Genomic DNA, 22,553 nt, shown 5'->3' with positions numbered 1-22,553 from the left:
CCCACAAAGGCTCGTTCGGGAGGAACCGCGCCGGGGCGCATGCGTCAGCACTTGCAGCTCGCCGGATTCTACCGAGATCTCCGCCGTCTCCGGGGGTCAGCCGAGGCGCTCGATGATAGTGGCGTTGGCCATTCCGCCTCCCTCGCACATGGTCTGGAGGCCGTAGCGCCCACCGGTGGCCTCAAGGTGGTTGACCATAGTTGCCATCAGCCGGGTCCCGGATCCGCCAAGGGGGTGACCGAGGGCGATCGCGCCACCGCGGGGGTTGAGTTTACCGGGGTCTGAGTTGAACTCCGCCGCCCACGCAAGCGGTACCGACGCGAACGCCTCGTTGACCTCGTAGGCGTCGATGTCGCCGATGGTGAGTCCGGCCCTCCTGAGGACCTTGTGCGTCGCCGAGATCGGGCCGGTCAGCATGATCTCCGGATCCGAACCCACGACCGCGAAGCTGTGGAACCGAGCCCGCGGGGTCAACCCGAGCTGACTGGCCTTCTGTTCGCTCATGATCAGCGCCGCGCTTGCACCGTCGGTCAGTGGCGAGGAGTTTCCGGGAGTGATGTGCCATCCGATCTCCGGATACCGAGCGGCCATCTCATCGTTGTAGAACGACGGTCGTAGGTCGGCGAGCCCCTCCACGGACGTCGTGGCGCGGATGGTCTCGTCCTCGGTGTAAAGGCTCCCGTCGGAAAGCGCGATCGGGACGATCTCCTGGCCGAAGTCACCGCCGGCGGTTGCCGTCGCGGCGCGGCGGTGCGACTCGGCAGAGAACGTGTCGAGTGCCTCGCGGTCGAGCCTCCATTGTGCGGCGATCCGCTCAGCGCCGATGCCTTGGTTGGGCAGGGACGGGAATCGCTCACCGAGGGGCGCCATGGGGTGGCCGCCGCGAGCTGAGGAGAACATCGGGGCGCGGCTCATCGATTCGACGCCGCCCGCGATCACGACGTCATACGCGCCGGCGATAACGCCCTGGGCGGCGAAATGTGTGGCCTGCTGCGAAGACCCGCACTGCCGGTCGACGGTAGTGCCGGGAACCTCGATCGGGAAGCCTGCGGCCAGCACGGCGTTGCGGGCGACATTGAGGGCCTGGTCACCCGCCTGGGTGACGCAGCCGGCGATCACGTCGTCGACGACGGCCGGATCGAGGTCGTTGCGCTCGGCGAGCGAGGCGAGGAGGGTCCCGAACAGGTCGACGGGGTGGACCCCGGAGAGGGCGCCGCCTGGCTTTCCCTTTCCGGAGGCGGTCCGGACGATATCGACGATGACGGCTGAGCGCATGCTGGTGCCTTCTTTCTGATGAGAGCTGGGGGGTCAGCGAGGTGCCAACCGCAGGGCTCCGTCCATGCGGACGGTCTCGCCGTTGAGGTAGTCGTGATCGATGATGAACGCAACGAGGTCGGCATAGTCGGACGGTCGTGCGAGGCGCTTCGGAAACGGCACACCTGTGGCGAGGCTCTCCCGGACCTTCTCGCTGAGGGTGGCGAGCATGGGAGTCTCAACGATCCCTGGGGCGATGGTGTTCACGCGTATGCCGAACTGGGCGAGGTCACGGGCAGCCGGGAGGGTGAGGCCGACCACGCCGCCTTTGGCGGATGAGTACGCCGCCTGTCCGATCTGCCCCTCGAAGGCCGCGACCGATGCGGTGTTGACGACGACACCGCGTTGGGCGTGGTCGAGCGGCTCCGTGCTCGCAATCGCCTCGGCGGCGATTGCGAGCACGGTGAAGGTGCCGATCAGGTTGACCTCGACAATCTTGGCGTAGAGGGCCAGGTCGTGGACGCCGTCCTTGCCCAGGATGCGGGTGGGTGTTCCGATGCCGGCGCAGTTGACGGCCACTCTGAGCGGTCCCTGCTCGGCGGCATGCGCGATTGCGGTACGTACCTGGCCTTCGTTGGTGACGTCGGCCTCGATGTAGGTGACGCCATCGATCTGGGGAGCGGTCGTGATGTCGACGTCGAGCCCGAAGACGCGGGCCCCCTTGGCTGCTAGTGCCGCAGCGGTCGCGTTTCCGAGCCCGGATGCGGCACCCGTGACGATGGCCGCGACGTTGTCGATCTGCATGTTCTCTCACTTCCGTTGTCGCTCATGGGTAGGGGCAAGACCACTCAGAACAGGCTGAGCAGGTTGAGATTGATCCGTGCGTCACGCAGTCGCGCCCGAGCGTCGGCACGAGCAGCCAGGGCACCGTCGATCGAGACCGGCTCGAAGCGCACTGTGTCGGGCGCTCGCGCTTGTGCCAGCAGGTCGAGATCGGCGCTGATCACCGTGCCCAGCGTCGCGTAGCCGCCGCCAGTGACCGCGTCGCGGAGCAGACAGATCGGTTCGATGCCGCTGGGAACCTGGATCGACCCGACCGGATAGCCCAGGTCGACGACGTTGCTCGGGTTGTCACCGGCGCCGAACGGCGGGTCCCGCTCCACGAACGCCAGTCCGGGACCGTCGAGGCGGCAGCCGATGCGGTCGGAGCGCGGAGTCATGGTGTAGGTGCTGGTGAAGAACTGCTCCAGCGACTCGGCTGTGAAGCGGTAGCTGCACAGCCCCAGTACGACGCGGACCGTCACCTGATCCGCAAGGCGGCCGTGGAGACGGGAGTCGAGGTGCGCGCCTGGCCGCCCCGGCGCCGCGATCTCGGAGCCGACCCGCAGGGTGTCGCCGGCAACGAGGGGCACGCCCGCGAGGCCGCCGATGCCAGCGGCGGTGTAGGTCGAACGGCTGCCGAGGAACGGCGGGGAGTCGATGCCGCCGCGCACCGCGACGTAGGACCTGGCGCCGGCACGAGCCGGACCGATTGCCAATTGCTGACCTGCACGGATCGCGTGCGCGGCCCATGTATTCACCGGACGGCCGTCGACGGTGACGTCGACATCGGCGCCGGTGACCGCGACGAGGGTATCCTGCTCGAAGCCGAGGGTGGGTCCGGCCATGGTCAACTCGAGGGTCGCGGCGGATTCGGCGTTGCCGACCAGCAGGTTGGCGCACTTGTGAGCGTACTGGTCCAGGGCACCGGAGGGTGGCAGTCCCATGGCGTAGTAGCCGGGGCGGCCGAGGTCCTGGATCGTGGTGTGCGGACCGGGGGCGAGGACCGAGATCACGACAGCAGGGCCTTGAGCGATCGCGCGTATCCCACCGGGTCTTCCTCGAAGTGGGCGAGGGAGAACTCGACGGGTGCACGGCGGACGACGTGCTCATCAGCGTCGACGAGACGGCGCACCTCGTCATACTCCTCCCGGCCAACCGGGCGGAACTGCAGCAGCGTCGAGATGGGGGTCAACAATGGCGATCGACGAAACTCACGCGCGGCTTGGGTGAGATCGACGACCGGGATCGCGCTGCGGCCGAGTAGCTGGTAGCCACCTACGCCGCTCGAGGGGTAGATGACGGTAAAGGCGCCGCCGTGAGCAACCGCCCGGGCCGGTGTCTCGGTGCGCGGCGTAAGGTACTTGGGCGCCTGGATCTGACGCTCGTGAGGCACCAGCTGATAGGACTCTGCATTGCCAGGCTTGAAGCAAGGAAACGTGACGATGAACGGTGCGCTCGAGTGTGCCTCGACTAACTCGTCGACGGAGCCTAAGCCATTGATCCGCGCGGTGTACTGGATGTCGGTCTCGGTCGCTGACTGGTGACCGGAGCGGAACCGCATGCACACCTCGACCGACCACGGGTCGTCATAGAGGACGGGCACGTCGAGGATCTCGGTGGAGATCGTCGTGGCCGCCGCCTCCGCGGCTGCGTGGATGTCCACGATCGCGGCGAGCGCCCCGCGCGGGTCGATGATCTCGGGGTCGAGACGGATCAGGTAGCTGCTGTTGGCAGGCGCGATGTCGAGAACGCCCGGCAGCTCCAGGTCGGCGACGCGCGCTGTGATCGACTGGACCCGGAGGGCCGCGTCGAGGCTCATCGCCTCGTCGAGCTCGACGAAGACGTACTCGTCGCCACCGAAGCTGGCCCGGCTCCCGTCGCGGAGCGTTGTGTACACGGGCGAGTCCCTCCGGGCGGGCGTCACACCCACGGCTCGGCCGGCCTGATCTCGAAACCGGCAGCGGTGAGAGCTCGGTTGACCGCGGCGGCGATGGGTACGGCGTTGGGCCGGTCGCCGTGGACGCACACCGACCGCACCGGCATCTCGATGCTGCGCCCCGACACGGCCACTGCTCGGCCACCTGCCACCCTCAAGGCGGTGTCGGCGACCCCATCGGGATCCTTGGCCGCGGGACGCGGCTCGATGACGTTGATGCCGTCCTCGTCGAAGTCGAGGTCGACGGCGTTCTCGGGGATGACCGGGTGACCCGCCGTCCGTACGGCGGTGAGGGCAGGCGTCGGCGCCATCATCAGGGGCAGCTCGAAGCCGGCGCTGCGAAGACCTGTTGCGACCCCGACCGCGAGCTCGGGGTCTCGGCAGATCGCACCCATCATGGCGCCGTGCGGCTTGACGTGCCGGAGCTGGACGCCCTCGCTCGCGGCGATCGCGGCCAATGCTCCCACCTGGTAGACGACCGAGTCGGCGGTCTCCTCTATTGACATCGCGATGGCACGGCGGCCGAATCCGACCTTGTCGTCGTATCCGGGGTGCGCACCGACCGCGACGCCGGCGTTCCGAGCCTCCTGAACAGCCGCCCGCATCGTTGAAGGGTCGCCGGCATGATGACCACAAGCGATGTTGGCGCTCGAGACGAACGCAAACAGGCTGACTTCATCACCAAGCACCCAGCGGCCGAAGCTTTCACCCGCGTCCGCGTTGACGTCGATCGTTGTCATGGGTCATCCCTCCCAAGTAGCGCAGTCGACTGATTGGATGGCTGTGGCGAGCGTCTCGACCAGGCGGTCGACGTGTGACTGGTCGAAGGTGAGGGGCGGGCGGATCTTCAGCACATTGCCCCGGGGGCCGGAGGCCGAGATCAGCACCCCTGCTAGGCGCATCCGGTTCGTGACCTCGCGCGCGATCTGGGCGCCGTCGCCGGTCCCCTCATCGGCCAACAGCTCGACGCCGTACAACATCCCGATGCCGCGGACCGCGCTGATGAGGGTGGTTCCTCGACCCAGATGTCTCAGCGCATCCCCCAGCGATGCGCCCACCTGCCGGGCTCGGGCGACCAGATCCTCTTCTTCGATGACCGTCATCACCGCCTGTGCCGCCACGGCTGCGGTCGTGCTCCCGCCGAAGGTGTTGAAGTAGCGGACCGCCGCCTCAAAGGCACGGCCGACCTCCTCACGGAGCACGACCGCGGCGACCGGGTAGCCGTTTCCCATCGGCTTGCCCATCGTTACGATGTCCGGGACGAAACCATGGCGAGCAAAGCCCCACCAGTCGTCGCCGGTGCGGCCGAACCCGGCCTGTACCTCGTCGGCGATCATCACCGCACCGTAGGAATTGACCTCCTCCGCGACCGCCCTCAGGACACCGGCCGGATGGGCGAATACGCCGTCGGAGGAGAAGACCGTGTCGACGAGACACGCGCTCACGCCGTACCCGGCACGGATCAGATCGTCGGCCGCCCGGCGTACGTCGCCTCGCACGGCAGCGACCAGAGCAGCCTCGTCCGGGAACCGCGCTGGGTCCGGCGCGGCAATGGTGCGCACATGCGGTCCCAGGGGTGCTCCGGGGCCCAGTGATGGTGAGTACGCCGCCACGCTGCTCGTGACTCCGTGGTAGGCGTGCGCGGTGACGATGATCCCGCTGGCGCCCGTGTGGTGGTGGGCGATCCGGGTCGCCAGGTCGTTCGCCTCCGAACCGGTGCACGTCAACGTCACCCGGTCCAGCGGCGCCGGGAAGTGAGCGAGGAGCTGTTCGGCCACGTCGAGCAGCGGCTTCTGGAGGTAGCGTGTGTTGGTGTTTAAGCTCGCCAGCTGACGAGAGACCGCCTCGACCACGCGGGGGTGGTTGTGCCCGATCTGCGCCACGTTGTTGTAGGCGTCGAGGTATTCGGTCCCGTCGCTGCCGTAGAGGTGCACCCCCTGGGCGTGGGTGACCTCGACGGGATCGCTGTAGAAGAGCTGGTATCCGGGGCCCAGGAGTCTGTTCCGTCGCTCAATCATCGAGGTGATGTCCGCGGATTGGGACCCAAGGTCGGCGACGTTGAAGCCGTTGACCATTCCAACAGGGCTGACGGCTGCGGGACGCGGGTATGACACGGGGTGGTCCTTTGAGTCGTGTGCGGGCGGGTGTTCAGGCGGCTGCGAGGAAGTGTTCGGTCGCACTGTCGAGCGTCTGGATCGCAGCGTCGGCTCTGACCCAGTCGTGCCGCGAGTGCTCCTGGAGATACTCCGCACGGGTGGAGCCGGCGGTGGACCTCCATCGCGAGATCAGCGCTCGTTGCACGCAGCGGGCGGCCGCGGCCGCAGCGAGGGCTCGGAGCTCGGCCGGTGGGACGTCGCGCGCGCTGAGGAATCCCCGTACGTGTGCGGATGCCAGTACCCACGGGTCGGCGAGCCGGTGGTCGAGGAGGTTGGACACCGCGACCGCGAGGTCGTAGAGCACCGGAGAGATGTGCACGTCACCGAAGTCGATGACACCAGTGACGAAGCCGGGAGCGGTTGGGTCTGCCAGCACGTTATGCACGCTGTAGTCACCGTGCACTACCTGCCGCGCGCCGCTCTCGGCAACGGGACGGACGGAAGCCGTGAATTGCCTCACCACCTCAGCGGCCACCCGGGCCTGTGCCCGAGGGGGTGTGATGGTGTCAGCGAGCTCGGCCAGTCCGGACAGGTCCCACAGGAGTCGGCGTGCCGCGGCCGGGTGCTGGAAGCCGGCGAGCGCCGTGGTGACTTCGCCATGGACGGCGCCAACCCGCTCGACCTGCTCGGGGCCAAGACGCTGATCGGCGAGGCTGCGGCCCGGTAGGCACGAGATGACGTAGACCATGCGGTCCGACAGACCGGCGCCCGAGCGCTTCCAGCGGGTGATGGTCCTGCCCTCAGGCGTGGGCACGACGACCGGCACCGGAACCGTCGTGGCCCGGGCGAGATGATCGCCCACTGCGAGCTGGAGCTCGACGATCTCCCGCGGCTCGCCCAGAGGGCAGACCTTGACGATCAGGTCCTCGGCCGAGGCGAGCGAGGCCCGGTAGGTCTCGTCGCGCTCGGATCCCAAGCGCGTGAGCGCAGCGTCGATGGCGTAGTGCTCGAGCAGGTGCTCTCCGAGTCCCTGCTCGAGCACTCCCGGAGACTCGGTCAACTTGCGATCCATCCGCCGTCGATCAGCAGGGACGACCCGTGGATGTAGGAGGCAGCCGGTGAGGCCAGGAAGACGACCGCGGGTGCGATGTCGCTGACCTCTCCGATGCGACCTGCTGGGGTTGCCGCGAGCATCTGCTTCTCGTAGACCGGGTCGGTCAGCAGGTGCTCGTTGATGCTGGTCCGGACGTTGCCGGGCGCGACTGCGTTGACGCGGATGCCGCGTGGCGAGAGCTCGGCGGTGAGTGCCTTCACCAAGAGCTCGACGGCGCCCTTGGTGGCGCAGTAGGCCGTCGAGTTGGGGAACCCGGCATAGCCGCAGATCGAGGAGACGAAGAGGATCGACGAGCCCTCGCCGAGGTGGCCGGTAGCAGCGCGAGCTAGCCGGAACGGTGCCCGCACGTTGGCGTCCCACTGGTCGTCCAGGATCTGGTCGGTCGTCTCGAGGAACGGCGTGGGGGTGAAGACGCCGGCGGCATTGACCAGGATGTCGAGGCGGCCGAACCGGTCCAGCGCACGTCGTACGACGGCGTCTGGCGCAGCCTCGTCGGTGAGGTCTACGCGGAGGCTCTCGACCCGCTCACCGTTCGCCGCCAGGCTCGATGCGACGGCGGCCAGCCGCTCCTGGTTGCGGCCCACCAGGAGGACCTGGGCACCGGCTCGGTGCATGTCGCGGGCGATCTCGGCGCCGATGCCGGAGCTGGCGCCGGTGATGACGGCAACTTTCCCGGCCAGGGTGTCTGGATGGATGGGACTCATGAGATGTGATTCCTTTCAGATGTGCGATCGGTCGACGGCGGTGCGGGTCGCGGTGTGAAGCGCGGGCGCGCTGGTGCGCAGGTCAGTCCGGCACGAGCACGACCTTGCCGAAGGCGCGTCCCGACTCTCCTCGGGCATGGGCGTCGGCTGCCGCGCTCATCGAGAAGACCTGGTCGATCTTGGGCCGCAGCGCGCCGCGTCGCGCCATGTCCGCTACCGCTTCCATGCCAGCACGATCGGCGTCCGCGAGCATGCCGACCACCCGGACGCCGTGCTGGCGCGCCTCGTCCACCAGGACCTCGCGTCCGGTGGGCATGATGGTGACGAGCGTGCCGCCAGGGCGGAGCACCGCGAGCGAGCGGGTCATGACTTCACCACCGACCGTGTCGAGCACGACATCCACGTCGGAGAGCTCGGCCTCGAAGGCACTCGTGCGGTAGTCGAGCACCTCGTGGACGCCGATCTCGCGAAGGTAGTCGTGCTTCGATGCGCTCGCGGTGCCGATCACGGCCGCGCCCCGGTCCCGGGCGATCTGGGCGGCAAGGTGACCGACACCGCCCGCTGCACCGTGGATGAGCACTCGCTGCCCGGGCACGATGCCCGCGCGTTCGACCAGTGCCTGCCATGCGGTGAGCGAAGCGAGCGGAAGAGCTCCCGCCTGCACGTGATCGAGCTCGGCGGGCTTGCGCACAAGTGCTCGGGCCGGGGCGAGCACAAACTCGGCATGCGCTCCGTGCCCCGAGGGGTAGGGCAACATTCCGAACACCTCGTCGCCAGGACGGAAGTCGGCGACCCCGAAACCGATCTCCTCCACGACACCGGAGACGTCCCACCCCAGCACGAAGGGCGTAGGGCCGAGGAAGACCCGTCGAGACCGATGCTTGAGGTCCGTCGGGTTGAGGCCTGCGGCACACACTCGCACCAGGACCTGGTTGGGCGTGACCCGCGGACGAGGGACCTCGACCTGACGAAGGACTTCTGGACCGCCGAGGACGTCCTGGCTGATGGCGACCATCGTCGCCTTCATCTTCGTCATGATGAAGCTGCCGTTTCGCCGCGGACCTGCTCGCGCAGGACGTGCTTCAGGATCTTGCCCGAGGGGTTCCGCGGAATCTCCCCGAGAACGAGGCGGTGCGGCGCCTTGTAGTCCGCGATGAGCGCCGATACGTGTGACCTCAGGTCCTCGAGTGTGATTGCGCAGCCCTCGCGGGGCGATACGACGGCTACCACGCTCTCGCCGTAGACCGGGTGAGGTGCCCCGACGACAGCGCAGTCCGCCACAGCTGGGTGGGCGGCCAGCGCGTTCTCGACCTCGACGGAGTACACGTTCATGCCGCCGGTGATGATCATGTCCTTCATGCGGTCGACGAGCGTGATGCAGCCGTCGGCGTCGATGCGCGCCACGTCTCCGGTGTGCAGCCATCCGTCTCGCAGGGCCTCCGCCGTCGCCTCCGGGTTGTTCCAGTAACCCTTCATCACGGACTCGCCCCGCAGGATCACCTCTCCTGTGCTGCCGGTCGGGACGTCCCGTCCCTGGCTGTCCACGACCCTTGCCTCGGTATTGAGGATGGGCCACCCGTTGGCGCTCGGGCGCTGTGCGATGTGGTCTGGGCCGAGGCCGATGCCACCCGGGCCGGCCTCGGTCGGTCCGCAGAGGTTGAAGAGCCGCACGCCCGGTGCCGCTGTGTGAAGTCGCTCGATCGTGATCGGCGGCATCGGAGCCGCACCGAACAGACCGATACGCCAGGCGGACAGGTCCCGGCTGGCGAAGTCCGGGCGGTCCAGGAGCATCTGGTACATCGTAGGGACGCCGAAGAACGTCGTGATCCGCTCCGACTCCATGACGTCCAGGACGACCCCCGGGTCGAACGTGTCGAGGAGGACGTGGGTGGCGCCAACCGCGGTGCCGCCGTGCAGGAAGAGGTTGAGACCCGCGGAATGGTAGAGCGGGGCGACCTGCAGGATCCGTTCACTCTCCGCCATCCCGACGGTCAGGCTCACGTTGAGCCCCGCCCAGATCACCTGGTGGTGATCAAGTAGGACACCTTTGGGACGACCGGTGGTGCCTGAGGTGTAGAGGATCTCGGCATCATCCGACTCCGCGACCAGGGTTGCCGGCTCGTGGTTCGGGGCGTCGGCCATGAGGCTCTTGAGGCTCTCGGGCTCGGGGCGGCCCGCTAGCGGGCCGAGCGCGAGGTGGATCCGTGGCGGTACGGAGGCCGCTGCTCGTGCCGCGTCTGCAACCGCCGTGAGGTCCGGATGGAAGACGAAGCCCGTTGCACCGCTGTCTTCGAGCAGCCAGGTGACCTCCGGCGCCGCCATCCGCGGGTTGACCGGGACGACCAGGAGGCCGAGCTTCGCCGCGGCGTAGAGGACGACGACGAGGTCGTCGCAGTTCGTGCTCATGACCGCGAGCCGTTCACCCTTGACCATGCCGCGGCGTTGGAACACCGCCGCCGCGCGGTTGACCTCGCTGTCAAGCCCCGCCCAGGTGATTCGTCTACCATTGTAGACGATCGCGTCCCGGGTCGGCGCCCGGTGGGCCTGTCGGGCTACCAGTTGACCGAGCGATGGCATAGTCATCTCCTGACGAAGGTGAGAGTAGGGGCGGAACTTGGTCGGCGCGGATCGTCGTGCATGCTCAGAGCCAAGCCGGGTTGAGGTCGACGGTCGTCCGATCGAGAGAGGCCAGCAGGTCGAGCTGAGGTGTGACCCGCGGGAGCTCGTACGTCCGGAAGTAGCGCGCTGCCGAACGCTTGCCACGAGCGAACGCATCATCCCGGTCACCGAGCGCGACGAGTTGCTCCAGCCAGATCCAGGCGACGACGACGTGTCCGGCGGCCTCCAGGTAGATCGAGGCATTGGCAAGTCGGGTGATCGGCTCGGGGTGCGAATGAAGCAGCTTTGTCACCTCCGTGAGGCGCGCTCTGACGAGATCCAGATCGGCTGCGTGGGCCGAGAGCTCGGGCCCCAGTTGCGAAGCGGTCGCAACGGTTCGCCGCATCTCCTCGTCCAGCGCCTCGAGACCCGCCCCGTCGAGCATCGACGTCTTGCGGCCCAGCAGGTCGATCGCCTGGATGCCGTGGGTGCCCTCGTGGATCGGATTGAGTCGGCTGTCGCGGTAGTGCTGCTCGACGTCGTAGTCGCGGGTGTAGCCGTATCCGCCGTGAACCTGGATGGCCAGCGACGTCCCGTGCAGACACCACTGCGATGGCCAGCTCTTCGCGATCGGGGTGAGGACGTCGAGCAGCAGCGCCGCGCGATCGCGCTCGGCTGGCTCCACCGCCGTATCACGTTCATCCAGCAGCCGGGCACAGTACAGCGTCAGGCCGAGCGCCCCTTCGGCGTAAGACTTCTGGGCCAGTAGCATCCGGCGGATGTCGGCATGCTCCACGAGCGGCACCTGCGGGAGGTGCGCGGCCTTCGCATCCGGCCGGCGCCCCTGCGGACGCGTCCGCGCGTAGGCCAACGACTTGAGGTACGCGGTGTAGCCGAGGGCTGCGGCGCACGCACCGACCTCGAGGCGGACGGCGTTCATCATGTGGAACATCTGCGCGAGACCCTCCCCCGGCGCTCCGATCAGGTAGCCGACAGCGCCGGCGGAGCCGCTGGGCCGATGTGTCCCGTCGCCGAAGCTCAACACAGTGTTGACCGTGCCGCGGAAACCCATCTTGTGGTTCAGCCCGACCAGCGACACGTCGTTGCGTTCGCCGATGCTGCCGTCATCCTCGACCAGGAACTTGGGAACGATGAACAGCGACAGACCCCGGACGCCGGAGTCGTCGGCGCCGGTACGGGCCAGCACGAGGTGCACGATGTTCTCGCCCAGGTCGTGGTCACCGCCGGAGATCCACATCTTGGTCCCCGTGATGCGGTACGTCCCGTCGTCGGCCAGATGAGCTCGCGTCATCGTGTCGGCGAGCGATGAGCCCGCCTGTGGCTCGGAGAGGCACATCGTGCCGTGGAAGCGGCCCTCGAACATGGGCGTCACGAACCGGGTGACCTGCTCTGTGGAGCCGAGTGCACAGATGAGCTGCGCGTTGGCGACGGTGAGCATCGCGTAGCCGTAGGTGCTCACGTTGGCGGCCGCGAACCACGCGGCGCAGGCCAGGTGGACGACATGAGGCAGCTGGAGCCCACCCACGTGGTGGTCCGCCGTCGCGCTCAGGAGGCCCATTTCCGCCAGTGCGTCGAGGGCCGGGCGGACCTCTGGATGCAGGTGGACCCTGCCCTCGACGAGCCGCGGCTCGTCAGTGTCGTTGCGTCGGTTGTGAGGGGCGAAGCGGTCCTGGGCGAGGTCGGCGCAGGCGTCCAGAATCGCGTCGAAGGTCGATCTCGAGTGCTCCGCGAAGCGTGGCCGGTCGGTGAGTTCCCCGACCCGGAGCCAGTCGTGGAGCAGGAAGTCGAGGTCGGCACGGGAGAGGAGGGCGGTTGAGGCTGGCACGGCTTACACCTCCGGTGTCGTCGTCATTGCCGCGCGTGGTGCGTGACGGTGGAGAAGATCGGCGAACGAGGTGGCGTCTCTACCGACGAGCTGGGCGACCTCCGTCGTCACGCGGTCCTCGGCGCCGCTCGCGGTCAGCACGTCTGCGCCGACGAGCGCGTCGACGAACGTCGGCGGGAGCCCAGCGTCGACGAGCTGCGCGGCGCGCTCGGCGGCGGTGACGGGCCGGTAGCCGACGGGGAGCTCCCACTCGGCGGCGATGGCAGCCGCCAGGTTGTCGTAGGACAACGCCTCCGGTCCGGTGAGCACGTGTTCCCGGCTGTCGTGGTCAGCGCGCGTCAGTAGCTCGGCCGCGACCGCAGCCACGTCTGCCGCGTCGACCCATCCCATCCGGCCGTTGCCTGCGGCCGCAACGATCTCGTGGTGTTCGCGGACGGCGACGGCGGTGGGGTGCGTGCCCAAGAAGTTCTGCATGAAACCCGAGGCCAGCAGGACCGACCACTCCGGCATCTGCTGGACAGTGAGCCGTACGGCGTGCAAGCCAGGTGCACACAGCGGGAAGGCAGAGGAGTTGAGCAGCACGGCCCGCCTGACTCCGGCGCCCACGGCCCTCCGGAGGAAGCCGTCGACGACATCCACCGGGTCCGGGTCCAGTGGCGGCGGCAGGAGGTAGATGCTGTCGACGTCGCGCAGCGCCTCCTCGTGCGTTGCCACATCTGCCCAGTCGAACCGGACGTGCCGTACCCCGGCGGGGAGCCGCTCGCCTGGGTGGTGCCGGCTTGCGACGACCACGTTCACACCGCGTCGGTGCAGGAGGTCCGTGACGATGCGTCCGGTCTGCCCCGTGCCCCCCGTGACGAGGACGGTCCCGATTGCGCTCATGGTGCGACCTCTCCGGCAGCATGCCCGGTCGTCGCCGCGGTCTGCGTGGGGGTCCAGTAGTCGCGGAAGCGAGTGATCCGACCGTCGCGCTCTTCGAGGATCCAGACGTACTGGACGTCGTAGGGCGCGCCGGACTCGACCGCCGTGCCGTGCAGCGCAACCTCGGCAACGATCGAGTGCGGGTCGGTCAGGTGGTGAACGACGAGGCTCGGGAACGACTCGATCGTGACCGCGGCTCCGATCGCCATTACGTAGTCCCGCACGGATGACGGGTCGTCCAGTCGACGGGGTCGGTCGGGGGGCGCGTAGGGAAACTCGATCACGGCGTCCTCGGCGAAGAGGTCGACGTAGCCGTCGAGGTCCATGGCGGCAAGGAGCTCGATCGACCGCATCAGGACCGCGTGCGCCGGGCTGCTGACCGGGGTCTGTGGTGTCACTGCTGTGCTCCTTGCTGGGGCGCCGGGGTCGGACGGGTCGGCGGCGAAGGTCTCGGCCAGCCAGTCGAGCATGCGTCCTGCGGCCAGCCGCTGGGCACCGACGTGGCAATGGGCATCAGCTCCTTCGGCGCTGGTGAAGGTCATCAGCGTGGCGGGGGCCGACAGATGAGCCATCAGCTGACGAGGCTGCGACAGCGAGGTCTCGTCGCCCGCGAAGAACAGGTCGCTGGCCGCCTCACAGACCAGAACCGGGCAGCTGATCCGTTCGGCCACGCCGTCGAGCAGGTGATACTGCGCATAAGTCCGCACGAACTCGGCCGCGTCTGCGGCTCCCATGACCCAGAGTCCGTGATCGAGCGCCCAACGCAGGGTGGGCTGCTCCGCAGCGGCTGCCTCGACCTCGGTACTGAACGCGGGATCGTGCCAGCGCGCCTCCATCTCAGCGCGGGTCAGCCCAAGGAGTGCCTCGACCGCACCGAGGGCGTCGTACACGCCGTCATTGCAGACGACGGCCGCGATGCGTGGCTCGAACGCGGCCGCGCGAGGGGCCAGCACGCCTCCCAGGCTCACTCCGAGGAGCGCGATGCGATCAGAGTCGACGATGTCGCCGTGCTCAGCGAGGAGGAAATCCAGGACGGGGCCGACGACGTTCTCCCAGTCCGGCCGGAACGTCAGGCCGTGGTCGTGCACGGCAGCCGGCTGCCCCGGACCGTCGAAGGTCAGCACGTGGAAGCCGCGCTCGGCTGCAGCCTCGGCACCGAAGAAGTGCATCTCCTCGGCACTGCCGTCGAAACCGTTGTGCATCACGATCGTAGGGCGCCTCTCGTCGGAGCCCTGTGCCGCTCGGTAGAGGTAACCGCGCAGAGCCTGGCCCTCGTAGGGGATCTGAACCGGCGTGATGCTCGACGCCACCGCTTCCTCGAAGGGTCGGGAGATGGCGATCGCGGCCTCGAAACACCGCACGCCGAGGCGGTAGGCATGCCGGACACGCGGATCATGTGGATCCGCATGTAGGAAGAAGTCGGCGTTGCGGTAGTAGTTCGCGGCGCGCAGGAAGCCTTCGCGTGCGCTCGTCAGGCGGCCTCGAGAGGAGTCTTGCCGGGCGCCCTCCGCAACTCGGTCGGCTGTCTGCAGCCAGGCGTCATACCAGCTGTCCTGGTCGCCCGCGGCGATGCTCGCCGATGTGGCCAGCACCTCACCGACCTCCGAGCCCCCGAACGAAGTGTGGCCGAGCATGCGCATGGTCTCGAACCAGTACTGAGGATGGTCTGGGAAGAGCAGAGGGGTGGAAGAAGTCACGTCGGAACGGTACCGTATCGTCGTCACGGTTGCAACCCACTTTTGCCTGCGCGGCCCGGATGGAGCCAGCCGTAGACGGCGATCAGAACCGGCACGGCGGGCATCCACGCCACCACCCAGTGCTCACTGCCGGTGACGGTCGCGTAGTTGCTGGCGATCGCCCACAGCACGACGGCCAACCCCGCGGCGGCGAGGAGGGGCGCGACGATGGCCTGCCAGGGCCCCTCGGTCACTTGGCCTCGCAGCCGCGCGACAACCACGCTGATGCAGCAGCCGAGCATGAGTGTCACCAGCGAGATGGACGTGATCCCGGAGACCGCCGGAAAGAGGTTGGTGAGCGGGTCCGCTCCCAGTGCCGCGAACACGGCCAGGACGCCGGCGGTGAACGCGATCTGGACCGCGGTGCCGAGCACCGGGGTGCCGTGTCGCGGGTGCACCCGCGCCAGAACATCGGGCAGGCGCCCGGCGCGGCCCATCGCGAACAGGTACCTGCTGCCCATGTTGTGGAGCGCGATCGCTGCCCCCAGGAAGCTGAAGGCCACCATCACACTCAGGACCGGGCCGGCCCATCCGCCGAGGTAGGCCTCCGCGGTTGCCGGAACCAGCGCACCGGCGTCCGCCGTCGCCACCGCGACGACGTCATTGTGGGCGGCCTTGAGGGTCCAGGTCCCCATCGCAAAGACGACGAGCAACAGGCCCAACGCTCCAAACGTCGCTCTGCGAATACTCTGACGCGGAGCGTGCGCCTCCTCGCCGTACACGGCCGTGGCCTCGTAGCCACCGAAGCAGACCAAACAGAACACCAGCGTCAGGGCGGCGGTGCCCGAGAAGGGCTCGGTCGGCATGAGTCCGTCGGGAGACCAGGCGGATGCCGGACGCTGGACCAGCACGGCCGTAAACAGCACAACGATGATGACGAACTGGGCGGTGCAGAGAAAGGCCGTCACCCACTGGGCGATGTCGACGCCACGGACACCGAGGACCGCGACGACACACAGGGCGACCGCCGACAGGACGAACCACGGGGGCGAGGAGCCGAGATACGAGGTCAGTGTCAGCTCGGCGAAGTACCCCGTGGCCGCGACCATCGCCGTCGATGCGAGCCCGTAGGCGAGCGCGGCGACGAACGCGGCGGCAGAGCCGAGCCTCCTTCCGAGCCCGAACGTCACGAATGCGGCGAATGCGCTTGGCTCGACGACGTACCGCGACAGCACCAGGAAGCCGACTGCGAAGAGCGCCAGGAGCGCGCCCACGACGAGGAGATAGCCCACAGTCTCGGTTCCCGCACCGAGACCGATGCTGATAGAGATATTGGAGCTCAGGGCGGTGAGCGGCGCAGTGGCGGCCACCACCAGGAAGATCATGCCCGCCGTCGTGACCGTTCCGCCCCTGAGGCGTGGCATGTCGGTGGCGACGGGACCCTGCTTAGAAGGGACTTCACTAGTCATCGGAAACTCCGGTTTCGTGGGCGGGATATGCAGGACGGGTTGGCTCGAGGGAGCCGTTGGCGGCATGGGTGGTGGGCGAAGCCGAGAAGTCGGCTGAGTACCAGCGTTGCGGTCTCAGGACGAACAGCACCTGGTCATCAGGGTCGTACCTGTCGACAGCCGCGTCTGCCCCTTCGGGGCTGAGGTAGCGCCTCGCGATGGCTCGGCGGACAGCCATCGGTGACGGGTGCACAATATTGACGACCTGCCCCTCGACGACGACGTATCGGTAGGGCAGAGACGCGTCCTGCACCGCGAGAGTAGCGGCGCCAGCAGCGCGGATGAGTCGCGCCTTGCGACTCGAGAGCGAGGTGTTGACCAGCACGTCACCGCCCGGTTCATACGCGTACCAGAGGGGGACGCTCGCCGGAGGTCGACCCGGGCCTGCATCGACGGACAGCACGGCGACGCGCGCCTCGGAGAGAAAACGCTCCCGGTCGGCACGGGTGAGTGGGCGGGGCGAGTGGAGCCCGTCCGAGCGCGCCAGGCGGGCCTCGATTGAGCGATCGTCCGAGACAGGTGAGCTGAACGTCATAGCGCTTCTCCTACGGAAAGGACGAGACGGTAGCGTCCCGTTCGTGCACCATAGGGCGGCCGGTACCGTTTCGTCCATAGGCTAGGATTCGCTTTATGACTCAGCGTGCCCCGTCCGGAGCGGCCGTTCTCCAGCCCGACGTCACCGCAGCTATCGTCACGGCCGTTCTGGGCGAGCTGGTCGAGAGGGGCTATGCCCGGCTAGCCATGGAGGGGGTCGCCAAGCGGGCAGGAACCAGCAAGAGTTCCTTGTACCGCCGCTGGCCGACCAAGCAGGACATGGTGCTCGCCGTCCTCGCCGATATCAGCGTGCCTATGGCCGACGTAGTCGACACGGGAGACCTGCGCCGGGACATGCGTGCCGCCGCCGAGTCGATGGCCGCCTGGCTCGCCGCAGAGCCCTACGCCAAGATCATCCCGGACCTAATTGCTGAAGCACACCGGACACCCGCGCTCGCCGAGGCCATCTCGATCTCGATAGCGGAACCGCGGCGTGCCCACCTGCGCTCACTCCTGACACGAGCTATTGACCGAGGCGACCTCCCGGCGGACACCGACCTGGAAATGGCCCAGGACATCGTGGCCGCGCTCATCTACTGGCGCCTAGTGGTACGACAGGCGCCGGTCGAATCCCACTACCTAGACCACGTCACCGACACCGCGCTACGGGCCCTGCGCGCCGTTGACCCGAAAAAGTGAGGAGCCGACCGCTTGCCGGAAAGAGCGGTGCAGGCGTAGCGCCGCCAACGAAACCTTCCCTCTCCCCCGCCGTGCTTCGCTGGATCCCGATTCGGAGGGTTATGCCGACGGCACGGTGGTCGCGTGGCCGGACTGGATCCGCCCGGGACTCGGTCGCATGACAACGTGCTGCTGCACGCCGAGGTCAAAATCCGCGACCCCGCCCTGACCGGAGAGCGGCCGGGTCTGGTAGTGGTCAACCCGCCCGCCCTCGCCGAGCACATCGACCACACCACAACGGGGCGTCGACGACGACAGCGCGAAGATGGTGGCGCAGATCGCCACCATCGCATCCCAGAACGCCCTCGACCGCTGGACTGAGGGGCGCGCCGAAAAGGACTTCGCGACCTGCCTGCACGCAGTAGCGACGTCGCTCCGGGACGTGCTGACCGAAGGTATCGACAGCAGCCGCTGTGAGTGAAACTCCACCCCGCACGCCTACCGTCGGCAACGCTCGCGGTCAATACACTTAGCCCATGGCGACCAGGCCCACGCCTCTCGAGGTCACCACGGAAGGGGCATCCCTGCGCCCGACTGGCCGCAGTCACGTCGCCATGGAACACGAGACTCGAGAACATGGCGGAGTCTTTGAGGATTGGCCGGGTCACGCGCGTCCACGACCTAGACGTCAAAATGGTCGAGTGTCTCGCCAGCCTTCGCCTTCCCCCTGATGCTGCGTCGCGGACTCCGCAGTCAAGGTCGATGGGGTCGACTCCCCGACCGCTACAACCGGTTCGGAGCCTTCGGCAGTAGCGGGCGACGTGCCGGTTCGTCGCGCTGAACTTGTCAGTTTGGCTAGGAGTCCGTGTCGAGGGCCCAGGAGATACACGACGAAGAAGGAGACTCCCTGTGCGACGACCACGAGTCCACCGGAGGCGGCGTCGATCCAATAGCTGACGTAGATTCCGACGACGGCGCATGTCGCCGAGATTGCGGGTGCGATGAGAAGCATCCGGCTGAACCGATCGGTGAGGAGGTACGCGGTCGCCCCGGGAATGATGAGCATGGCGACCACGAGGATCACCCCGACGACCTGGAGCGACACCACCGCCGTAAGGGCGAGCATGCCGAGAAGCAGAGCCTGGAGACGTCGCGTGGAGATCCCGAGTGCGTGGCAATGGATCGGGTCGAAGGCATAAAGTGTTAGGTCCCGCCGCTTCACGAGTAGAAGAACCAGCCCAATCGCCGCTAGGCCGCCGATTTGGGCCAGGTCTGTCGTTGAGACACCCAGGATGTTTCCGAAGATGATGTGGTTGAGGTCTGTCTGGCTTGGGGTCACCGAAATGAGGACGAGACCGAGAGCGAACAGCGTGCTGAAGACGATCCCGATCGCAGCGTCCTCCTTGACGCGACTGGTTGTCGAGATCGCGCCGATGGCGACGACGGCGATGAGGCCGAACACGAGCGCGCCGATCGCGAACGGGATCCCGATGACGTAAGCGAGCACGACGCCGGGCAGGACCGCATGGGAAACGGCATCCCCCATGAGCGACCAGCCAACCAAGACCAGCCAGCACGATAAAACGGCACACAAAACGGAGGCGATGATGGTGGTCGTCAAAGCTCGGACCACAAACTCGTACTGGAGTGGCTCAAGAACGAGATCGAGAAAAGTCAGGTCGCCGTTCACATCACACCGTCCAGGTCGTCTAGGTCGTTGCCAGCACCAAGGTCGCGCGGGTCAAGCCCGAATGTCAGGGCAAGATGATCGGGCTGTACCACTTCATCCACCGGTCCGTGCAGGAGCACATGGCGCTTGAGCAACACCGCGTCGTCGGCGAGTTGCCGAACCCCGTGTAGGTCATGGGTCGAAGCGAAGACTGTCCGGCCCCCAGCGGCCAGTTCTCGCAGAAGCCGGGTGATGGTCGCCTCGGAGCGCTTGTCGACTCCGGCGAATGGCTCGTCGAGCAGGAGGATGCGAGCGTCCTGGGCGATACCTCGCGCCACGAATGCGCGCTTCTTCTGTCCGCCGGAAAGCTGCCCAATCTGTCGATCGGCTTTGTCGGTCAGCCCTACGCGGGCGAGGGCATCTGCCACAGCGATGTGGTCCGCCTGGCGTGGGCGCCGAGCGGAGCCTTGATGGCCGTAGCGCCCCATCATCACTACCTCGCGTACGGAGACGGGAAAGTTCCAATCCACTGCTTCGTCCTGAGGGACATAGGTGAGGAGGCCGCGGCGACGTGCGGCACTCGGAGATGAGCCCCCGACCCTGACTTCACCAGAATCGGGTCGGACGAGGCCCATGATCGCCTTGAACAGGGTCGACTTTCCGGATCCGTTCATCCCGATCAGCGCCGTCACCCGTCCCTGTGCGACCCGTAGGTTCGCGTCGTCGAGGGCGCACACTGCTCCGTAACGAACAACCAGGTGATCCACCTCGATCGCCGGCGTCACTCTGCACCACCAGTCAACGCCGCGACGATTGTGTCAGCGTCGTGCTGGATCAGGTCGAGGTACGTCGGCACCGGTCCGTCGGACTCGGACAACGAGTCGACGTACAGCGTCCCGCCAAACGATGCATCCGTCGCGCGGACGACCTGTTGCATGGGCTTGTCCGACACCGTTGACTCGCAGAACACTGCTGGCACCTCGTTGGCCTTGACAAACTCGATCACAGACTTGATCTGCTGCGGAGTGGCCTGCTGCTCAGCATTGACGGGCCAGATGTACTTCTCCCTCAGGCCAGAGTCTCGGGCGAGGTAAGAGAACGCACCCTCGCAGGACACCAGCGCTCGTTCATTGTCAGGCAAAGAAGCCAACTTCTTGACCATCTTCTGGTGCAACTTCTCAAGCTTTCGCTTGTACGCCTCGCCGTTCTCAGCGAACTCCGCGCTGTATGCCGGCTCCAGATCCGAGAAGGCGGCGACCATGTTGTCGACGTAGATCTGCGCGTTGAGCGCACTCATCCACGCGTGTGGATTGGGCTTGCCCGCATTGGCGTCCTCGGTGATGTCCAGGACTTCAACACCCTCGGAGACCACCACATGCGGAACATCGACCGACTCGACGAACTGCCCGAACCAGGCCTCCAGATTCAGGCCGTTGTCCAGGATCAGGTCGGCCTCCGACGCCTTAGCAACATCGCGCGGCGTCGGCTCATAGCCGTGAATCTCCGCGCCAACCTTGGTGATCGACTCGACCCGCAGTCGGTCGCCTGCCACGTTCTCGGCGATGTCCTCTAGCACGGTGAAAGTTGTCAACACCACCGGGCGGTCGTCGCCCGCCGCCCGATCGTCGAGTGCTACACACCCAGAACAGAGCGCGACAAGTAGTAGGACGAGGAACACGCAGCAGGTGCTTGGCCGTCGGCCAGGGTCCGTAGTGCTCTGCATAGCGAGACTCCCTTCCTGCGGGTAACGCCGAGAATCGCTCGAACACGAGCGAACCGGCCCAACCAAGGAGACATTAAACGTAGTGTCGACTATAGTCAACGGCACGTTGAGCAAAGACTGCGAGCGACAAACACAGGACCCAAAAGTTGTCGACACTGTGTTGACTATCACCGACATGTCGGGCAGTCTCGGACCTGTGGCGACGAACACATCCGTCGCCGCCTGACCGCACTGAAGGAGGCGACTGTGAGTACGCAAGCGGAGAATCGCAAGGTAGTAGATGGTTTCTGGGGCGATCTTGAAGGTGGACCGCCCACCGGGGCAGAACTCGAGAAGTGGAAGAGGTGGTTCGCGGATGACGCGGTGTGGGAGATGCCCTTTGCGCCAGAGCCGCTCGCGACGTCAGTCCCTGGCGGTGCGCTCATCGGCCACTTCGTCGACTGGTTCTTCGAGTCTGTGCCCGATCTGGCCATCGACTCGCTGGTCGTCCACGACACGACCGATCCTGAACTCTTCATTCTCGAGCTTCACGGCAAGGCGACCGTCAGGCAGAACGGGAATATCTACGCGAACACGTACTGCACGCACATGCGGATTCGAGACGGCAAGGTCATCTTGATGCGTGAGTACTTCGACCCGAACGTCGTCAAGCAAGCCTTCGGTACGGAACTCATCGCCGAAGGTATGTCCAAGGTAATGGCCGCCGCAGGCCTGGAGGTGTCCCAGTGAAGCTTGTTCCGGAATTCTCCTACACGGCAGAGTTGGCCGCACCACAGATCGTCGGCCCCGGACCGTATGGCCTTCGTCAGGTTCTTCCCGTTACGGGCGGGACCGTGACCGGCGATCGCCTCAGCGGCCAGGCAGCGATCGGCGGCGGCGACTGGCTGCTCGCCGGCGACGACGGCTTCGGGCGACTGGACGTGCGCGCGCAGTTCATCACCAATGACGGCGCCGTCATCTACATGAGTTATGAGGGACTGGTAGAGGTCACCGAAGCAGCCGAGGCCGCGCTCACCGGGGGTGAGTCGAGCACCAACTTCGGCGATCACTACTTCGTCACGACGCCTAGGCTCGAGTGCGGTGACCCCAGGTACAGCTGGGTCAACCAGACGATCTTCGTGGGCCAGGGTCGCATCACGCCTGGCCCGGTAATCGAGTTCCAGGTCTTCCGCGTCGCCCTTCAGTAGTACAGACCGGACACAGAAGGTGGGCCGCACATTCGCACGCAAGGTGCGATGTGCGGCCCACTTATTTTTCACTCGGCGTGTGGCGAAACTGCAAAATCGACAGACCGTTGACTTTAATCCACTGTGAGTCTAGTCTCACGATATCCGAGTTAGTCCTCACCCACTCGCCCACAGCGAAGGAAACGAAAGGGAGGGCCACCATGGCCACCAAGTCCGATGTCGACCAGATCCAGCCGTCGACAACCCGCGACGGAGAGAGCTACGTCTCACACCGCGACGACGTGCAC

Annotated in this window: 22 protein-coding genes; 3 read left to right on the top strand and 19 right to left on the bottom strand. The window is 66.8% G+C overall.

Annotated elements, in window-relative coordinates:
• Positions 1–96: 96 nt before the first annotated feature.
• From ACIO3S_RS07480 to ACIO3S_RS07410, 15 genes are all read right to left on the bottom strand, one after another.
• Positions 97–1,275 carry a thiolase family protein gene (locus ACIO3S_RS07480; protein WP_400461127.1) on the bottom strand — a complete coding sequence of 393 codons (1,179 nt, stop codon included), beginning with the start codon at positions 1,273–1,275 and terminating at the stop codon, positions 97–99.
• Between the two features lie 33 nt (positions 1,276–1,308).
• Positions 1,309–2,058 carry an SDR family NAD(P)-dependent oxidoreductase gene (locus ACIO3S_RS07475; protein WP_400461125.1) on the bottom strand — a complete coding sequence of 250 codons (750 nt, stop codon included), beginning with the start codon at positions 2,056–2,058 and terminating at the stop codon, positions 1,309–1,311.
• Positions 2,059–2,102: 44 nt separating this feature from the next.
• Positions 2,103–3,089: a biotin-dependent carboxyltransferase family protein gene (locus ACIO3S_RS07470; protein ID WP_400461123.1), complete on the bottom strand. Its 987-nt coding sequence runs from the start codon at positions 3,087–3,089 to the stop codon at positions 2,103–2,105.
• Positions 3,086–4,000: an allophanate hydrolase subunit 1 gene (locus ACIO3S_RS07465; RefSeq protein WP_400461121.1), complete on the bottom strand. Its 915-nt coding sequence runs from the start codon at positions 3,998–4,000 to the stop codon at positions 3,086–3,088. The genes ACIO3S_RS07470 and ACIO3S_RS07465 overlap by 4 nt, the downstream gene beginning before the upstream one ends.
• The gene (locus tag ACIO3S_RS07460) at positions 3,997–4,752 is read right to left on the bottom strand and encodes a LamB/YcsF family protein (RefSeq protein WP_400461119.1); all 756 of its coding nucleotides are present in this window, start codon (positions 4,750–4,752) and stop codon (positions 3,997–3,999) included. The genes ACIO3S_RS07465 and ACIO3S_RS07460 overlap by 4 nt, the downstream gene beginning before the upstream one ends.
• Positions 4,753–4,755: 3 nt before the next feature.
• Complete coding sequence (locus tag ACIO3S_RS07455; protein WP_400461117.1) at positions 4,756–6,126, bottom strand: aspartate aminotransferase family protein; 1,371 nt, start codon at positions 6,124–6,126, stop codon at positions 4,756–4,758.
• 34 nt (positions 6,127–6,160) lie between these two features.
• Positions 6,161–7,168: a phosphotransferase gene (locus tag ACIO3S_RS07450; RefSeq protein WP_400461115.1), complete on the bottom strand. Its 1,008-nt coding sequence runs from the start codon at positions 7,166–7,168 to the stop codon at positions 6,161–6,163.
• On the bottom strand, positions 7,165–7,926 hold the full coding sequence (locus ACIO3S_RS07445) for an SDR family NAD(P)-dependent oxidoreductase (RefSeq protein ID WP_400461113.1): 762 nt from the start codon (positions 7,924–7,926) through the stop codon (positions 7,165–7,167). Before ACIO3S_RS07445 ends, ACIO3S_RS07450 begins: the two co-directional genes overlap by 4 nt.
• 82 nt (positions 7,927–8,008) lie before the next feature.
• Complete coding sequence (locus tag ACIO3S_RS07440; protein ID WP_400461111.1) at positions 8,009–8,962, bottom strand: NADP-dependent oxidoreductase; 954 nt, start codon at positions 8,960–8,962, stop codon at positions 8,009–8,011.
• Positions 8,959–10,503: a class I adenylate-forming enzyme family protein gene (locus ACIO3S_RS07435; RefSeq protein WP_400461109.1), complete on the bottom strand. Its 1,545-nt coding sequence runs from the start codon at positions 10,501–10,503 to the stop codon at positions 8,959–8,961. The genes ACIO3S_RS07440 and ACIO3S_RS07435 overlap by 4 nt, the downstream gene beginning before the upstream one ends.
• Before the next feature lie 64 nt (positions 10,504–10,567).
• Complete coding sequence (locus tag ACIO3S_RS07430; protein WP_400461107.1) at positions 10,568–12,370, bottom strand: acyl-CoA dehydrogenase; 1,803 nt, start codon at positions 12,368–12,370, stop codon at positions 10,568–10,570.
• 3 nt (positions 12,371–12,373) lie between these two features.
• Entirely contained in the window at positions 12,374–13,252 is an 879-nt protein-coding gene (locus tag ACIO3S_RS07425; protein WP_400461105.1) for an NAD-dependent epimerase/dehydratase family protein, read from the bottom strand.
• Positions 13,249–14,988 (bottom strand): nuclear transport factor 2 family protein, encoded by a 1,740-nt coding sequence (locus ACIO3S_RS07420; protein WP_400461103.1) that lies wholly within the window; start codon positions 14,986–14,988, stop codon positions 13,249–13,251. The genes ACIO3S_RS07425 and ACIO3S_RS07420 overlap by 4 nt, the downstream gene beginning before the upstream one ends.
• A 23-nt stretch (positions 14,989–15,011) precedes the next feature.
• Complete coding sequence (locus ACIO3S_RS07415) at positions 15,012–16,352, bottom strand: APC family permease (RefSeq protein ID WP_400461101.1); 1,341 nt, start codon at positions 16,350–16,352, stop codon at positions 15,012–15,014.
• A gap of 76 nt (positions 16,353–16,428) precedes the next feature.
• Positions 16,429–17,010 carry a pyridoxamine 5'-phosphate oxidase family protein gene (locus ACIO3S_RS07410; RefSeq protein ID WP_400461099.1) on the bottom strand — a complete coding sequence of 194 codons (582 nt, stop codon included), beginning with the start codon at positions 17,008–17,010 and terminating at the stop codon, positions 16,429–16,431.
• Between the two features lie 95 nt (positions 17,011–17,105).
• Here ACIO3S_RS07410 and ACIO3S_RS07405 point away from each other — a divergent pair, with 95 nt between their 5' ends.
• Positions 17,106–17,708, top strand: coding sequence for a TetR/AcrR family transcriptional regulator (locus ACIO3S_RS07405; protein ID WP_400461097.1), 603 nt, complete (start codon positions 17,106–17,108; stop codon positions 17,706–17,708).
• A gap of 99 nt (positions 17,709–17,807) precedes the next feature.
• Here ACIO3S_RS07405 and ACIO3S_RS07400 read toward each other — a convergent pair whose 3' ends face one another.
• From ACIO3S_RS07400 to ACIO3S_RS07385, 4 genes are all read right to left on the bottom strand, one after another.
• Entirely contained in the window at positions 17,808–18,032 is a 225-nt protein-coding gene (locus ACIO3S_RS07400; RefSeq protein ID WP_400461095.1) for a hypothetical protein, read from the bottom strand.
• A 343-nt stretch (positions 18,033–18,375) separates the two neighbouring features.
• The gene (locus ACIO3S_RS07395; protein ID WP_400461093.1) at positions 18,376–19,377 is read right to left on the bottom strand and encodes a metal ABC transporter permease; all 1,002 of its coding nucleotides are present in this window, start codon (positions 19,375–19,377) and stop codon (positions 18,376–18,378) included.
• Positions 19,374–20,141 carry a metal ABC transporter ATP-binding protein gene (locus tag ACIO3S_RS07390; protein WP_400461091.1) on the bottom strand — a complete coding sequence of 256 codons (768 nt, stop codon included), beginning with the start codon at positions 20,139–20,141 and terminating at the stop codon, positions 19,374–19,376. Before ACIO3S_RS07390 ends, ACIO3S_RS07395 begins: the two co-directional genes overlap by 4 nt.
• Positions 20,138–21,034: a metal ABC transporter substrate-binding protein gene (locus ACIO3S_RS07385; protein ID WP_400461089.1), complete on the bottom strand. Its 897-nt coding sequence runs from the start codon at positions 21,032–21,034 to the stop codon at positions 20,138–20,140. The genes ACIO3S_RS07390 and ACIO3S_RS07385 overlap by 4 nt, the downstream gene beginning before the upstream one ends.
• 291 nt (positions 21,035–21,325) lie before the next feature.
• On the opposite strand from ACIO3S_RS07385, the gene ACIO3S_RS07380 reads away from it, so the two are divergent.
• Together ACIO3S_RS07380 and ACIO3S_RS07375 are read left to right on the top strand one after the other, a co-directional pair.
• Positions 21,326–21,808 carry a nuclear transport factor 2 family protein gene (locus tag ACIO3S_RS07380; protein WP_400461087.1) on the top strand — a complete coding sequence of 161 codons (483 nt, stop codon included), beginning with the start codon at positions 21,326–21,328 and terminating at the stop codon, positions 21,806–21,808.
• Complete coding sequence (locus ACIO3S_RS07375; protein WP_179657355.1) at positions 21,805–22,266, top strand: DUF3237 domain-containing protein; 462 nt, start codon at positions 21,805–21,807, stop codon at positions 22,264–22,266. The genes ACIO3S_RS07380 and ACIO3S_RS07375 overlap by 4 nt, the downstream gene beginning before the upstream one ends.
• The last annotated feature ends 287 nt before the right edge of the window (positions 22,267–22,553 follow it).

The organism is Nocardioides sp. NPDC087217 (assembly GCF_044744805.1).
Classification (GTDB): Bacteria; Actinomycetota; Actinomycetes; order Propionibacteriales; family Nocardioidaceae; genus Nocardioides.
Note: the sequence above shows the minus strand (reverse complement) of the source record. Positions and strands in the feature narration are given on the sequence as shown.